Origin of the sequence: Brevundimonas sp. (assembly GCF_046295595.1) — a bacterium.
Taxonomy (GTDB): domain Bacteria; phylum Pseudomonadota; class Alphaproteobacteria; order Caulobacterales; family Caulobacteraceae; genus Brevundimonas.
Genome location: NZ_JBKBMX010000007.1, coordinates 90,952 through 104,245 on the forward strand (window position 1 = coordinate 90,952; position 13,294 = coordinate 104,245).

The 13,294-nt window shown below is 68.9% G+C and carries 13 protein-coding genes; 8 read left to right on the forward strand and 5 right to left on the reverse strand.

Annotated features, from left to right (window positions below; genetic code table 11):
- Positions 1-43: 43 nt before the first annotated feature.
- Entirely contained in the window at positions 44-463 is a 420-nt protein-coding gene (gene ndk / locus ACK4JY_RS07110) for a nucleoside-diphosphate kinase (RefSeq protein ID WP_409604154.1), read from the forward strand.
- 76 nt (positions 464-539) lie between these two features.
- On the opposite strand, the gene ACK4JY_RS07115 is transcribed toward ndk, so the two are convergent.
- From ACK4JY_RS07115 to purM, 3 genes are all read right to left on the reverse strand, one after another.
- Positions 540-2,585 carry a M13 family metallopeptidase gene (locus ACK4JY_RS07115; protein ID WP_409604156.1) on the reverse strand — a complete coding sequence of 682 codons (2,046 nt, stop codon included), beginning with the start codon at positions 2,583-2,585 and terminating at the stop codon, positions 540-542.
- A gap of 91 nt (positions 2,586-2,676) precedes the next feature.
- The gene (purN, locus tag ACK4JY_RS07120) at positions 2,677-3,282 is read right to left on the reverse strand and encodes a phosphoribosylglycinamide formyltransferase (protein ID WP_409604158.1); all 606 of its coding nucleotides are present in this window, start codon (positions 3,280-3,282) and stop codon (positions 2,677-2,679) included.
- 46 nt (positions 3,283-3,328) lie between these two features.
- Positions 3,329-4,366, reverse strand: coding sequence for a phosphoribosylformylglycinamidine cyclo-ligase (purM, locus tag ACK4JY_RS07125; RefSeq protein WP_409604160.1), 1,038 nt, complete (start codon positions 4,364-4,366; stop codon positions 3,329-3,331).
- An 80-nt stretch (positions 4,367-4,446) separates the two neighbouring features.
- On the opposite strand from purM, the gene rnd reads away from it, so the two are divergent.
- A complete protein-coding gene (gene rnd / locus ACK4JY_RS07130) occupies positions 4,447-5,595 on the forward strand; it encodes a ribonuclease D (protein WP_409604162.1) in 1,149 nt (382 codons plus the stop codon).
- Between the two features lie 126 nt (positions 5,596-5,721).
- On the opposite strand, the gene ACK4JY_RS07135 is transcribed toward rnd, so the two are convergent.
- Positions 5,722-6,183 carry a peptidylprolyl isomerase gene (locus ACK4JY_RS07135; protein WP_409604164.1) on the reverse strand — a complete coding sequence of 154 codons (462 nt, stop codon included), beginning with the start codon at positions 6,181-6,183 and terminating at the stop codon, positions 5,722-5,724.
- Positions 6,184-6,249: 66 nt separating this feature from the next.
- Here ACK4JY_RS07135 and ACK4JY_RS07140 point away from each other — a divergent pair, with 66 nt between their 5' ends.
- Positions 6,250-6,972, forward strand: a complete 723-nt coding sequence (locus tag ACK4JY_RS07140) for an RlmE family RNA methyltransferase (RefSeq protein WP_409604166.1) — start codon at positions 6,250-6,252, stop codon at positions 6,970-6,972.
- Here ACK4JY_RS07140 and ACK4JY_RS07145 read toward each other — a convergent pair.
- The gene (locus tag ACK4JY_RS07145; RefSeq protein ID WP_409604168.1) at positions 6,969-7,517 is read right to left on the reverse strand and encodes a DUF2061 domain-containing protein; all 549 of its coding nucleotides are present in this window, start codon (positions 7,515-7,517) and stop codon (positions 6,969-6,971) included. The two genes, ACK4JY_RS07140 and ACK4JY_RS07145, sit on opposite strands and share 4 nt — an antisense overlap.
- A 130-nt stretch (positions 7,518-7,647) precedes the next feature.
- On the opposite strand from ACK4JY_RS07145, the gene guaB reads away from it, so the two are divergent.
- From guaB to guaA, 5 genes are read left to right on the forward strand one after another with little or no spacing between them, the layout of a single operon-like run.
- On the forward strand, positions 7,648-9,108 hold the full coding sequence (gene guaB, locus ACK4JY_RS07150; RefSeq protein WP_409604170.1) for an IMP dehydrogenase: 1,461 nt from the start codon (positions 7,648-7,650) through the stop codon (positions 9,106-9,108).
- A 17-nt stretch (positions 9,109-9,125) separates the two neighbouring features.
- Positions 9,126-9,524: an MAPEG family protein gene (locus ACK4JY_RS07155; protein WP_409604172.1), complete on the forward strand. Its 399-nt coding sequence runs from the start codon at positions 9,126-9,128 to the stop codon at positions 9,522-9,524.
- Between the two features lie 9 nt (positions 9,525-9,533).
- A complete protein-coding gene (locus tag ACK4JY_RS07160) occupies positions 9,534-10,946 on the forward strand; it encodes an RsmB/NOP family class I SAM-dependent RNA methyltransferase (RefSeq protein ID WP_409604173.1) in 1,413 nt (470 codons plus the stop codon).
- On the forward strand, positions 10,943-11,590 hold the full coding sequence (locus ACK4JY_RS07165) for a 5'-methylthioadenosine/S-adenosylhomocysteine nucleosidase (protein WP_409604175.1): 648 nt from the start codon (positions 10,943-10,945) through the stop codon (positions 11,588-11,590). Before ACK4JY_RS07160 ends, ACK4JY_RS07165 begins: the two co-directional genes overlap by 4 nt.
- Positions 11,587-13,149: a glutamine-hydrolyzing GMP synthase gene (gene guaA / locus ACK4JY_RS07170; RefSeq protein WP_409604177.1), complete on the forward strand. Its 1,563-nt coding sequence runs from the start codon at positions 11,587-11,589 to the stop codon at positions 13,147-13,149. The genes ACK4JY_RS07165 and guaA overlap by 4 nt, the downstream gene beginning before the upstream one ends.
- Positions 13,150-13,294 lie beyond the last annotated feature (145 nt).

A 13,294-nucleotide genomic window follows, 5' to 3' on the forward strand; every position in this document is an offset into this window, starting at 1 on the left:
TATAAGCCCGCGACCGTCAATCTCCCAACAAGAAGTCACTCCCATGACCGAACGCACCTTCTCGATCCTCAAGCCCGACGCCACGCGCCGCAACCTGACCGGCGCGATCAACGCCGTGATCGAGGGCGCCGGCCTGCGCATCGTCGCCCAGCGCCGCGTCAAGCTGACCGAGGCCCAGGCGAAGAAATTCTACGAAGTTCACGCCGAGCGCCCGTTCTACGGCGAGCTGGTCGGCCAGATGACCGCCGAGCCGGTCGTGGTGCAGGTGCTGGAAGGCCCGAACGCCGTCGCCGCCTACCGCGAAGTCATGGGCGCCACCAACCCGAAGGACGCCGCCGACGGCACGATCCGCAAGCAGTTCGCCCTGTCGATTGGCGAGAACTCGGTGCACGGCTCGGACTCGATCGAGAACGCCGGCATCGAGATCGCCCAGTTCTTCACCGACGACCAGATCGTCGGCTAGGGCTTCACCGCCTTGCAAAGCAAACGGCCCCGGCGAGCGATCGCCGGGGCCGTTGTCGTTTCGGGCGTGCGGCCGCCTACCAGATGCGGGCGCGGGCCTCGGGGGCGAGGTACTGTTCGTCGCCGGGCTGGACGCCGAAGGCCTCGTACCAGGCGTCAATATTCCGCACCGTGGCGCTGGCGCGGTACTGGGCCGGTGAGTGGGAGTCGGTGGTCAGGCGCTGCAGCAGGGTCTCGTTACGGATGTTCTCGCGCCAGACCTGGGCCCAGCCGAGGAAGACCCGCTGGTCGCCGGTCAGACCATTGATGACCGGGGCCGGCTGGCCGTCCAGCGACAGGTGATAGGCGTCGAGCGCCAGCAGCAGGCCGCCGAGGTCGGCGATGTTCTCGCCCATGGTCAGGTCGCCGTTGACCGAGGCGCCCTCGAACGGGCTGAGGGCCGAATACTGGGCGCCCAGGACCCGGGCGCGTTCCTCGAACTTGGCGGCGTCCTCGGCCGTCCACCAGTCGCGCAGCACGCCGTCGCCGTCGACCTTGCGGCCCTGGTCGTCGAAGCCGTGGGTGATCTCGTGGCCGATGACGGCGCCGATGCCGCCGTAGTTGATGGCCGCGTCGGCGTTCGGATCGAAGAAGGGCGCCTGCAGGATGGCGGCGGGGAAGACGATCTCGTTGCGCGGCGGGTTGTAGTAGGCGTTCACGGTCTGGGGCGTCATGCCCCATTCCAGCGGGTCGACCGGCTGGCCGACCTTGCCCAGGTTCCACTCCCACTCGAAGGCCGAGGACCGCTCGACATTGCCATACAGGTCGCCCGCTTCCAGCCGCAGGCCGTCATAGCTGCGCCATTGCTCCGGATAGCCGATCTTCACCCCGAAGCGGCTCATCTTGTAAAGGGCCTGCTGGCGGGTCTCGGGGCTCATCCAGTCCAGCCCCTCGATGCGGGCGGTCATGGCCCGGCGCAGGTTGGCGACCAGTTCCTCCATCTGGGCCTTGGACTCGGCCGGGAAGTGGCGGGCGACGTACTCCTTGCCGAGCGACTCGCCGAGCGAGCCGTCGACCAGCTGCACGCCGCGCTTCCAGCGCGGGCGGTTCTCCGGCTGGCCCTGAAGAACCTTGCCGAAGAAGTCGAAGCGGGCGTCGACGAAGGCCTGCGACAGATAGGGGGCGGCCTGGTTGATGACGTGGAAGGCCTGCCACGACTGCAGGGTCGCGACCGGGGTTTCGGCGAAGACGGCGGCCATGCCGGGGAAGGCGGTGTCGTTCATCGCCACCAGCACCGGCACCTGGCCCAAGCCGGCGCCGTCAGCCCAGGCGGCCCAGTCGAAGCCGGGGGCGCTGGCCGTCAGCTCGGCGACCGAGGTCGGGTTGTACAGCTTGTCCAGCTGGCGGCTCTGCACCGCGGTCCAGTGATGCCGGGCGATGGCGGTCTCGAATGCGACGATGTCGGCGGCGGCCTGTTCGGCGTTGGGCCAGCCGCCGAGCTCAAGCGCCTTGGCGACATAGACCTGATAGGCGGCCTTCTGTTCGGCGAAGCTGTCTTCCAGATAGTAGTCGCGGTCCGGCAGGCCGAGGCCGCCCTGGACGATGTAGGCGCTGTTGATGTCCGGCTGTTTGAGGTCTTCGAACACCGCGGCGCCGAACAGGCTGGAGCCGAAGCCATACTGGGTGCGGCCCATCAGGGCGGCGATTTCCTCGCGGGTGTCGGCGGCGCGAACCTCGGCGAGATCGGCCTGCAGCGGGCCGGCGCCGAGGGCTTCGACGGCCGCCTCGTCCATGAAGCTGGCGTAGAAGGCGCCGATGCGGGCGGCTTCGGGGCTGGAGGTCGGTTCGGCCGCGCTCTCCTCGATCAGGGTCTTCAGATTGTCCTGCGACCGGTCGTACAGCATGTCGAAGACGCCGTAGGAGGTCTTGTCGCCCGGGATCGGCGTGTCGCGCAGATAGACGCCGCTGGCGTAGCGATTGAAGTCGTCGCCCGGGGCCACGGCGGGATCCATGCCGTCGAGGTCGAAGCCGAACGCGCCGATCTCGGCCTGGGTCGTGGACGGAATCTCGACGATCGGGGGCGCGTCCTGGGCGGCGGCGGAGCCGACGGCGAGAAGCAGAACGGCGCCGGCGGCGCAGGCCATGAGTCGAAGTTTGAGCATTGGAGGCCCCCAGATTGAATTTGGCGGCAGACTGACCCAGCCGAACGGCGCTGTCGCGGCGAAAGTCGCCAGATTACAAAATGCTCATCCGCGTCGAACAGAAGTCGGCGAGGGTCCGCGCATAGAGGCCGTGTTCCGCCGTCAGCACCCGTTGGGCGAGCGAGGCCGGGGTGTCGTCGGCCAGAACCGGCACCGTCGCACGGGCGAGGACCGGGCCCTCGTCGACGCCCTCGGTGACCAGATGGACGCTGCAGCCGGCCTCGGCATCGCCGGCCGCGAGGGCGCGGGCGTGGGTGTCGAGGCCGGGATATTTGGGCAGCAGGCTGGGGTGGATGTTGAGCAGTCGCCCGCTCCAGCGCCGCACCAGCCACGGCGTCAGCAGGCGCATATAGCCGGCGAGGGCCACCACCTCGACGCGGTGTTCGGCCAGCAGGGCGTCCAGCGCCTGTTCGTGCGCCTCACGGTCCTTGCCGAAGGGTTGGTGGTCGACGACGGCGACGGCGACGCCCTTGGCCTCGGCGACGGCCAGCCCGCCGGCGTCCGGGCGGTTCGACGCCACCAACACGATCTCGAACGGGCAGTCGTCCGCGCCCCCGGCATCGATCAGGGCGGCCATGTTGGAGCCGGCCCCGGAGATCAGGACGGCGACGCGGACGCGGTCGGACGACGACCGGTCCATCACAGGGCCCGAACCGTCCGGCGACGCGGGGCGGCGGTCACGCGGCTCAGTCCGCCGCCAGCTGGCCGCAGACGAAGGCGACCTCGCCCGCGTTCAGCAGGCCTTCCAGCACCGGCTCGGCGTTCTCGGGCGCGACGACGAGGATGAAGCCGACGCCGCAGTTGAAGGTGCGGCGCAGTTCGTGATCCGAAATGCCGCCGGTCTCGCCCAGCCACTGGAACACCTGGGGCAGGGGGATGGCGTCCCAGTCGAACTCGGCGTGCAGGCCCCCGGCGATGCAGCGCGGCGGGTTCTCGATCAGGCCGCCGCCGGTGATGTGGGCCGCGCCCTTGATCAGCCCGGCCTTCATCAGCGGCAGCACCGGCTTCACATAGATGCGGGTCGGCTCCATCAACGCCTGGGCGAGGGTGCGGTCGCGGGCGAAGGGGGCGTCGTCGCCCCACGACAGGCCGGACTTCTCGACGACCTTGCGGATCAGGGAATAGCCGTTGGAGTGCGGGCCGGACGAGGCGAGGCCGATGATGATATCGCCCGCGGCCTGGCGATCCAGATACGGCAGGGCGTGGCCGCGCTCGACCGCGCCGAGCGAGAAGCCGGCGAGGTCGTAGTCGCCGCCGGCGTACATGCCGGGCATTTCGGCCGTTTCGCCGCCGACGAGGGCGCAGCCGGCCTGGCGGCAGCCCTCGGCGATGCCGGCGACAACGCGTTTGGCGGCGTCGATCTCGAGCTTGCCGGTGGCGTAGTAGTCGAGGAACAGCAGCGGCTCGGCACCCTGGGCCAGCAGATCGTTGACGCACATGGCGACCAGATCGACGCCGACGCCGTCATGCCGCCCGGTCTCGATGGCGATCTTCAGCTTGGTGCCGACGCCGTCGGTGGTGGCGACGATCAGCGGGTCCTCGAATCCGGCCGCCTTGAGGTCGAACAGGGCCCCGAATCCCCCCAGCGAGGCCTCGGCGCCGGGGCGGCGGGTCGATTTGGCGAGCGGCTTGATGGCGTCGACCAGCATCTCGCCGGCGTCGATATCCACCCCCGCATCGGCGTAGGTCAGACCGTTTTTCAGGCTTTCGGGGGTGTCGCTCATCGGTCACGGGCCTGAATCAGTGGGCGGATTTGTGCGGCGGCTCTTGCCATAACCGCATTGCGCGGGGCTATAGCATTCGAATGACGCCCATCACCACCACCGAGGCGCTGCGCGATTTCTGCGCAAAGCTTTCAAACCAGCCCTTCATCACGGTCGACACCGAGTTCATGCGGGAGACGACCTATTGGCCGCGCCTGTGCCTGATACAGGCGGCCTCGGCCACCGACGCGGCCATCATCGATCCGATGGCCGAGGGGCTCGATCTGGAGCCCTTCCTCGACCTGCTGCGCGACGAATCGATTCTCAAGGTCTTTCACGCCGCCCGGCAGGACGTGGAGATCTTCGTCAAACTGGGGGCCATGCCCAAGCCGATGTTCGACACCCAGGTGGCGGGCATGGCCGCGGGCTTCGGCGACCAGGTCTCGTATGAGGCGCTGGTGCGCCAGATGCTGCGGCAGGAGGTCGACAAGGGCAGCCGCTTCACCGACTGGGCCCGTCGGCCGCTGTCGGATGCGCAGCTGGTCTACGCCCTCGGCGACGTGACCCATCTGGCCGCCCTGTTCCCGAAGCTGCGGGACCGGTTGGCGAAGGAGGGGCGCCTCGACTGGGTCACCGCCGAGATGGAGGACCTGACCGATCCGGCGCTCTACGACACCGATCCCGAAAAGGCGTGGAAGCGTCTGAAACCCAAGAAATATGCGGCGAAATATCTGGCCGCCTTCGTGGCCACGGCGGTCTGGCGCGAGCGGGCGGCGCAGGAGCGCGACCAGCCGCGCGGCCGCATCCTCAAGGACGAGGCGATCGACGAGATCGCGGCCCAGGGCCCGACCGATCCGGACGCCTTCAACCGGCTGAGGTCGGTGCCCAAGGGGTTCGGGGCCTCGCGCCTCGGTCTGGAGTTGTGCGCCGAGCTGAAGCGGGTGCTGGCCGATCCGGAAGCCCATGCGCCCAAGCTGGAGCGGCCCTCGCACAACCAGCCGGCCCCGCCCTCGGTGGTCGAACTGCTGAAGGTGCTGCTCAAGGCCAAGAGCGACAACGCCGGCGTGGCGACCAAGCTGCTGGCCAATGTCGCCGACCTCGAGAAGATCGCGCTGGACGACGAGGCCGATGTCGATGCGCTGAAGGGCTGGCGGCGTCAGCTGTTCGGCGAAGACGCGCTGAAGCTGAAGCGCGGCGAGATCGCGCTGGTGCTGAACGGGGCGCGGGTCGAGGTGGTGGAGATCGAGTAGGGATTAGGGATTAGGGATTAGGGATTAGGGATTAGGGATTAGGGATTAGGGATGAACCGTGCGGCCGGAACCGCTGCGCCCGATCCTGATCTGCTTCCTAATCCCTAATCCCTCGTCCCTATTCCCTCAGCTGACCGTCGCCTTGACGATCTTGCCGGGGTTGCGGGGCGGTTCGCCCTTCGGCAGGGCGTCGACATGGTCCATGCCTTCGATGACCTCGCCCCAGACGGTGTACTGGCCGTCGAGGAAGGAGGCGTCGTCGAGGCAGATGAAGAACTGGCTGTTGGCGCTGTTGGGGTCCGAGGTGCGGGCCATGGAGCAGACGCCGCGGGCGTGGCGTTCCTTCGAGAACTCGGCCTTCAGGTTCGGCTTGGACGAGCCCGAGGTGCCGGTGCCGGTCGGATCGCCGCCCTGGGCCATGAAGCCGGCGATGACGCGGTGGAAGACGACGCCGTCGTAGAAGCCTTCGCCGGCCAGCTCGGTGATGCGGGCGACGTGGCCCGGCGCGAGGTCCGAACGCAGCTTGATGACGACGTCGCGGGCTTCGCCGTCGCCGGTGTCGAGGGTGAAGGTCAGGGTTTCGGCCATCTGGGCGCTCCTTTGAAATGTCGCGGGGTCATAGCCCGCAAACCCGGTCGGGGCTATGTGGATGCGATGAGTGACGAAGAAAAGCCCAGGCCCGGGGAACCCGAACGCCGCCGCATGGTCCGTCCGCCCTCCGGCGGCACGGCCTCCGGGCGCGGCATGGGCACCAAGATGAAGACGGCGGACACCAAGTCGATGTCCAGCCAGCAGTGGATCAAACGCCAGCTGTCGGACAAATGGTCCGAGCGGGCGCGGGCCGAGGGCTGGCGCAGCCGCGCCGCCTTCAAACTGCTGGAGATCGACGAGCGGTTTCACCTGATCCGGCAGGGCAGCCGGGTCATCGATCTGGGCGCGGCGCCGGGCGGCTGGATCCAGGTGGCGCTGAAGCGGGGCGCGACCTCGGTGGTCGGGGTCGACCTGCTGCCGATCGAGCCGATCCCGGGGGCGACCCTGATCCAGGCCGACTTCACCCATCCGGGTGTCGATCTGCAGATGATGGAGCTGCTGGGCGGTCAGCCGGACCTGGTGCTGTCCGACATGGCCCACAACACCGTCGGCCACCGCCAGACCGATCACCTGAAGATCATCGCCCTGATCGAGATCGCCGCCGACTTCGCGATTCGCACGCTCAAGCCGGGCGGGCATTTCGTGTCGAAGAATTTCCAGGGCGGCGACGCCGGCGGGGTGCTGGCGCGGCTGCGGTCCGAGTTCGAGACGGTCAAATACGTCAAGCCGGAGTCGAGCCGGAAGGACAGCGCCGAGGTGTTTCTGGTGGCGATGAACCGGCGCTAGGCCGAGGCCGTCTCCGCCGCCCGCGCGGCCTTGCGCGCCTCGATCCGGGCCCAGACGCGATCATGGACGGTGAAGAAGACCGTCTGCACCAGCGGCTCGATCAGGCCGATGGCCAGCGAGACCTTCCAGTCGCGGGTCAGGGCGAAGGCGACGGCGACGGCGACGACGAAATGCATCAGGCCGTAGGTCATCGACTTGACCGCCACCTGCTTCAGCGAGCGGGGCAGGGCGTGGCTGTGGCCGTGATGGCCGTGGGCGCGGGACTGCTCCTCGGGGGCCATGATCTGCAGGCGGGCGGTGAAGGCCTCGGACGCCTCCTCGAGGTTGGACAGCATCCGCCGGTGCTCGATCCGGTGCCAGACGCGGTCGTGGATCGAATAGGCGATGGTCTGGAAGAAGGGCTCGACCACGCCCACGGCCAGGGCCAGCCGCCAGTCGCGGGTAATGGCGAAGGCGACGAGGATCGCCACCACCAGGTGCATCACGCCATAGCTCGCGATCTTGAGCGCGAGGCGGCGGGCGGTGCTGATCAACAGTCGGACCATGGGTCTTTCAAATGTGGGGTCGAGGCCGCAACGGCAAGGCAATTGTTGTTATCGTCAACATAGGCCCGTGCGGGCCTTGCGGTTCCCCGGGTTCCACCGCTATACGCGGCCCGCAAAACGGAGACTCCTCATGGAGATACGCGAAGGGCTCACCTTCGACGATGTTTTGCTGGAACCCGGCCCGTCAGAGATCATGCCCGCGGAAGCGGATGTCTCGACGAAGCTGACCCGCGACATCAGGCTGAACATCCCGCTGACCTCGTCCGCCATGGATACGGTCACCGAAAGCCGGCTGGCCATCGCCATGGCCCAGGCCGGCGGTCTGGGCGTCCTGCACCGCAATATGACGGTCGAGGAACAGGCCGACATGGTGCGCGAGGTGAAGCGCTACGAAAGCGGCATGGTCATCAATCCGGTGACCATCTCGCCGCAGACGACGCTGGGCGAAATTCGCGCCATCCGCGCGAAGAAGAAGATCAGCGGCTTCCCGGTCGTCGATCCGGCCACCGGCAGGCTGGTCGGCATCCTGACCAATCGCGACATGCGCTTCGACACCGATCCGAACCGCAAGGCCGCCGAACTGATGACCTCGGGCGAGCTGATCACCGTGCGCGAGGGCGCGGGCCGCGACGAGGCCCTGGCCCTGCTGCGCGATCGCAAGATCGAGCGCGTCATCGTCGTCGACGAGGACTATCGCGCCACCGGCCTGATCACGATGAAGGACATCGAGAAGGCCCAGGCCCATCCGCACGCGGCCAAGGACGATCAGGGCCGGCTGCTGGTCGGGGCGGCCTCGACCGTCGGCGACAACGGCTATGAGCGGTCGATGGCCCTGGCCGAGGCGGGCGTGGACGTGGTGGTGATCGACACCGCCCACGGCCATTCGATCCAGGTCTCGCGCGCGGTCGAACGCATCAAGCGGGAGAACAACCGCGTCCAGATCATCGCCGGCAACGTCGCCACCTATGACGCCGCCCGCGCCCTGATCGACGCGGGCGCCGACGCGGTGAAGGTCGGCATCGGGCCGGGCAGCATCTGCACCACGCGCATCGTCGCCGGCGTCGGCGTGCCCCAGCTGACCGCCATCATGGAGGCCGTCCGGGCGGCGAAGGAGTCCGGCGCGCCGGTCATCGCCGACGGCGGCATCAAATATTCGGGCGACCTGGCCAAGGCCATCGCCGCCGGCGCCTCTGTGGCGATGATGGGCTCGATGTTCGCCGGCACCGACGAAAGCCCGGGCGAGGTGTTCCTGTACCAGGGCCGGTCGTACAAGTCGTACCGCGGCATGGGCTCGGTCGGCGCCATGGGCGCCGGCTCGGCCGACCGCTATTTCCAGAAGGAAGTCGAGGACACCCAGAAGCTGGTGCCCGAGGGCATCGAGGGCCAGACGCCGTACAAGGGGCCGATTGCCCCGGTGCTGCACCAGATGGTAGGCGGCCTGCGCGCCGCCATGGGCTATGTCGGCGCCGCCACCATCGCCGACTTCCAGCAGCGGGCGCGGTTCGTGCGCATCACCGGGGCCGGTCTGCGCGAAAGCCACGTCCATGACGTGATGATCACGCGCGAGGCGCCGAACTATCGGCAGGGATGAGCGGGGAGGCTCAAGCCATGGATATGACGCCCGAATTCCTGATGCTGGCCTTCACCCTGATCCTGGCCCTGGTCCAGATCGGGGCGGCCGGGATGGCGCGCACGGCAGAGCTGGGCGGCAAGTGGAACGCCGGCCCGCGCGACGGCGAGGCGCCGCCGCCGGGCAAGTTGGCCGGGCGTCTCATGCGGGCCCAGGCCAATCTGTTCGAGACCCTGCCGCTGTTCGCCGCCGCTGTGATCATAGCGCATATCGCCGGTAAGGACGGACAACTGACCTTCGTCGGCGCTCACCTCTATTTCTTCGGGCGGCTGATCTACCTGCCGCTCTACGCCTTCGGCGTGCCCTACATCCGCTCGCTGGTCTGGCTCGTCGCCACCGGCGGTCTGGTGACGGTGCTCGTCGCCCTGTTCCTTTGAAAGCCTGAATTGACCCCAGCCGCCCGCCTCGCCGCCGCCGCCTCCGTTCTCGACAGCATCGCCCAGGGGCGCGCCCCGGCCGAGGTCGTGCTGAAGGCCTGGGGCGCCGCCAACCGCTACGCCGGATCGGGCGACCGCCGCGCCGTCGCCGACCGCGTCTACCGCGTGCTGCGCGCCCGCGGCCGGTTGGTCTGGGCCATGGGCGGGCGCGAGGACGGGCGGGCGCTGGTGATCGGCTCGCTGGCCCTGATTGATGGCCTGTCGCTGGAAGAGATCGAGGCCCTGCACTCGGGCGATGGCTATGGCCCGCGGCCGCTGTCGAAACAGGAACGGGCCCGGATCATGGCCGGGGAGGGCGACCTGCCCGGCTGGGTCGCCGCTGGCCTGCCCGAATTCGTGGTCGAGGACTTCAAGGCGACCTTCGGCGAGCGCTGGAGCGAAGAGGCCCGCGAGCTGATGGCGCCGCGCGCGCCGATCGACCTGCGCGTCAATACGGCGAAGACGACCGTCGAGGCTGTCGCCGCCGAGCTGACCGCCGCCGGGCTGAAGCCGGAGCCGACGCCGTGGTCGGCCCGCGGCCTGCGCCTGACGTCCGAGCCGCCGCCCAATGTCCAAGCGCTGGAGGCCTTCAAGGCCGGTCATATCGAGATCCAGGACGAGGCCAGCCAGATCGTCGCCTGGCTGGCGGGGTCGAGTCTGGACTTCTCCCCGGACAGCATCGTTGTCGACTATTGCGCCGGCGGCGGCGGCAAGACGCTGGCGTTGGCCGTGCAGGGGCTGGCCGACGCGGGTCCGGCCAAGGCCGTCGCGCCGAAGCCGGCCGGCTGGTCCCCGACCGGGGCCGATGAGGCCGCCGCCGCCCGGGCCGCGCCGCCGGCCTCGGGGATGAAGCTCATCGCCTGCGACGTGGTGCAGAAGCGGCTCGACAATATCCGTCCGCGACTGGCCCGCGCCGGCGTCGCCGCCGACCTGCGGCTGATCGGCCAGAACGGCGGCGGGGTCGAGGAATTCAACGGCAAGGCCGATCTGGTGTTCGTCGACGCGCCGTGCAGCGGCGCGGGCGCCTGGCGTCGCCGGCCCGAGGACGCCTGGCGGCTGAAGCCGGACGAGGTCGAGCGGATGCACGCGCTGCAGCTGCGCATCCTCGATCAGGCCGTGGCGCTGGTGAAGCCGGGCGGCCGGCTGGCCTATGTCACCTGCTCGATGCTGACGCGCGAGAACGAGGCGACCGCCGACGCCTTCGAGGCGGCGCATCCCGGGTTCCAGCCCCTGCCGGTGGCGGCGCTGCTGGACACGCCGACCCTGACCGGGGCGGCGCGCGAGCGTCTCGCCGCCCAGGCGGCGGGTCATCGCCTGCGGATGTCGCCGGGCTCGACCAACACCGACGGCTTCTTCCTCGCCCTCTATGAGCGGCGGGCGTGAGCCGGGACTGGTCCCTTTCCCGCTTCGGTCCCAGGACCGTCCTGTGCGTCATGGCCGCCGAGCCTGAATACGGCCCGGCGCTGAGGGCGCGCATCCGTCCGCTGATCACCGGCGTCGGGCCGGTGGAGGCCGCCGCCGGGGTCGCCCATGCCCTGGCCGTGCTGCAGGCGGAAGGCGCTCTGCCGGACCTGATCGTCTCACTGGGCTCGGCGGGTTCGCGCACCCTCGACCACGCCCGGGTCTATCGCGTCGCCACGGTCAGCTATCGCGACATGGACGCCAGCGCCCTCGGCTTTCCCAAGGGCGAGACGCCGTTCCCGCGCCTGCCGGCCATCCTCCCGCTGACCGAAGGCCCTGCCGCCCTGCCGACCGCCCGCCTCGCCACCGGGGCCAGCGTCGTTTCGGGGGCCAGCTATGACGCCATCGACGCCGACATGGTCGATATGGAGACCTTCGCCGTCGTCCGCGCCGCCGCCCGCTTCGGCGTGCCGGTATTGGGCCTGCGCGGCGTCAGCGACGGCCGCTCGGACCTGTCCGCGCTCGAGCACTGGACCGACGCCCTCGCCGAGGTCGATCAGGCGCTGGCCGAAGCGCTCGACCTGATGCATGACCTCTTCACGCCTGCCGCCACGGAGCCCGCATGACCGCCCCCGCTGATCACCAGAAGGTCCTGATCGTCGACTTCGGCAGCCAGGTGACGCAGCTGATCGCCCGGCGCCTGCGCGAGGCCAGCGTCTATTGCGAGATCCATCCGTACGCGAAAGCTGAGGCCGCCCTGGCCGCCATGAAGCCGCAGGCCATCATCCTGTCGGGCGGTCCCGAGAGCGTGCACGAAGAAGGCAGCCCGCGCGCGCCGCAGGGCGTGTTCGAGGCCGGCGTCCCTGTTCTGGGCATCTGCTACGGCGAGATGACCATGTGCGAGCAACTGGGCGGCAAGGTCGAGGGCGGCCATCACCGCGAGTTCGGCCGCGCCGAGATCACCGTCGAGAAATCCTCGCCGCTGCTGGCCGATCTGGCGCCGGTCGGCGAGGACGAGACGGTCTGGATGAGCCATGGCGACAAGATCGTCGCCATTCCGCAGGGGTTCGACGTCGTCGCCTCGTCGCCGGGCTCGCCCTATGCCGCGATCGCCGACGAGACGCGGCGGTTCTACGGCGTCCAGTTCCACCCGGAGGTCATGCACACCCCGCGCGGCGCGACCATGCTGAAAAACTTCACCCACGGCATCGCCGGGCTGAAGGGCGACTGGACCATGGCCGCCTATCGCGACGAGAAGATCGCGCAGATTCGCAAACAGGTCGGATCGGCCAGGGTCGTCTGCGGCCTGTCCGGCGGCGTCGACTCTTCGGTGGCCGCGGTGCTGATCCACGAAGCGATCGGCGACCAGCTGACCTGCGTCTTCGTCGACACGGGACTGCTGCGCAAGGACGAGGCGACCCAGGTCACGACCCTGTTCCGCGAGCACTACAACATTCCCCTGATCCACGTTGATGCTTCGAAGGAATTCCTCGGAGAGCTGGCCGGGATCTCGGACCCCGAGACCAAGCGCAAGACGATCGGCCGGGTCTTCATCGAGATCTTCGACCGCGAGGCGGGCAAGATCGACGGCGCCGAATTCCTCGCCCAAGGCACGCTGTATCCGGACGTGATCGAGAGCGTTTCGTCCTCGAGCGGCAAGGCCCATGTGATCAAGAGCCACCACAATGTCGGCGGCCTGCCGGACTTCATGAAGCTGAAGCTGGTCGAGCCGCTGCGCGAGCTGTTCAAGGACGAGGTGCGGGCGCTCGGCCGTGAACTGGGCCTGACCGACGCCTTCGTCGGACGCCACCCCTTCCCGGGGCCGGGCCTGGCCATCCGCATTCCCGGCGAGATCACGCCCGAGGCGGTCGAGACCCTGCAACAGGCCGACGCCATCTATCTCGACGAAATCCGCAAGGCCGGGCTTTACGACCAGATCTGGCAGGCCTTCGCCGTGCTGCTGCCGGTCAAGACCGTCGGCGTCATGGGCGACGCCCGCACCTATGAGAAGGTGCTGGCCCTGCGCGCCGTCACCTCGACCGACGGTATGACCGCCGACTTCTTCGAATTCCCGTGGGACGTGCTGGGCCGGACCGCGACCCGCATCGTCAATGAGGTGAGGGGGGTCAACCGCGTGGTCTACGACGTCACGTCCAAGCCGCCCGGGACGATCGAGTGGGAGTGAGGGAGCGGGCATGCGGGGGCGGCCCTTGGCGAGGGGCTTTGGTTGATGACGGGGCGACTTTAGCTTCCTCAGCTGATCTGTTCGACCCGGAGCTCTACGGTGGGGGATCTTCGGTCCCGCCACCCGCGTCTGACCTTTGAGGGCC

Coding starts and splice junctions, on each gene's coding strand:
- ndk (WP_409604154.1), top strand. CDS start 44: ATGACCGAACGCACCTTCTCGATCCTCAAGCCCGACGCCACGCGCCGC.
- ACK4JY_RS07115 (WP_409604156.1), bottom strand. CDS start 2,585: ATGGCCTGCGCCGCCGGCGCCGTTCTGCTTCTCGCCGTCGGCTCCGCC.
- purN (WP_409604158.1), bottom strand. CDS start 3,282: ATGGACCGGTCGTCGTCCGACCGCGTCCGCGTCGCCGTCCTGATCTCC.
- purM (WP_409604160.1), bottom strand. CDS start 4,366: ATGAGCGACACCCCCGAAAGCCTGAAAAACGGTCTGACCTACGCCGAT.
- rnd (WP_409604162.1), top strand. CDS start 4,447: ATGACGCCCATCACCACCACCGAGGCGCTGCGCGATTTCTGCGCAAAG.
- ACK4JY_RS07135 (WP_409604164.1), bottom strand. CDS start 6,183: ATGGCCGAAACCCTGACCTTCACCCTCGACACCGGCGACGGCGAAGCC.
- ACK4JY_RS07140 (WP_409604166.1), top strand. CDS start 6,250: ATGAGTGACGAAGAAAAGCCCAGGCCCGGGGAACCCGAACGCCGCCGC.
- ACK4JY_RS07145 (WP_409604168.1), bottom strand. CDS start 7,517: ATGGTCCGACTGTTGATCAGCACCGCCCGCCGCCTCGCGCTCAAGATC.
- guaB (WP_409604170.1), top strand. CDS start 7,648: ATGGAGATACGCGAAGGGCTCACCTTCGACGATGTTTTGCTGGAACCC.
- ACK4JY_RS07155 (WP_409604172.1), top strand. CDS start 9,126: ATGGATATGACGCCCGAATTCCTGATGCTGGCCTTCACCCTGATCCTG.
- guaA (WP_409604177.1), top strand. CDS start 11,587: ATGACCGCCCCCGCTGATCACCAGAAGGTCCTGATCGTCGACTTCGGC.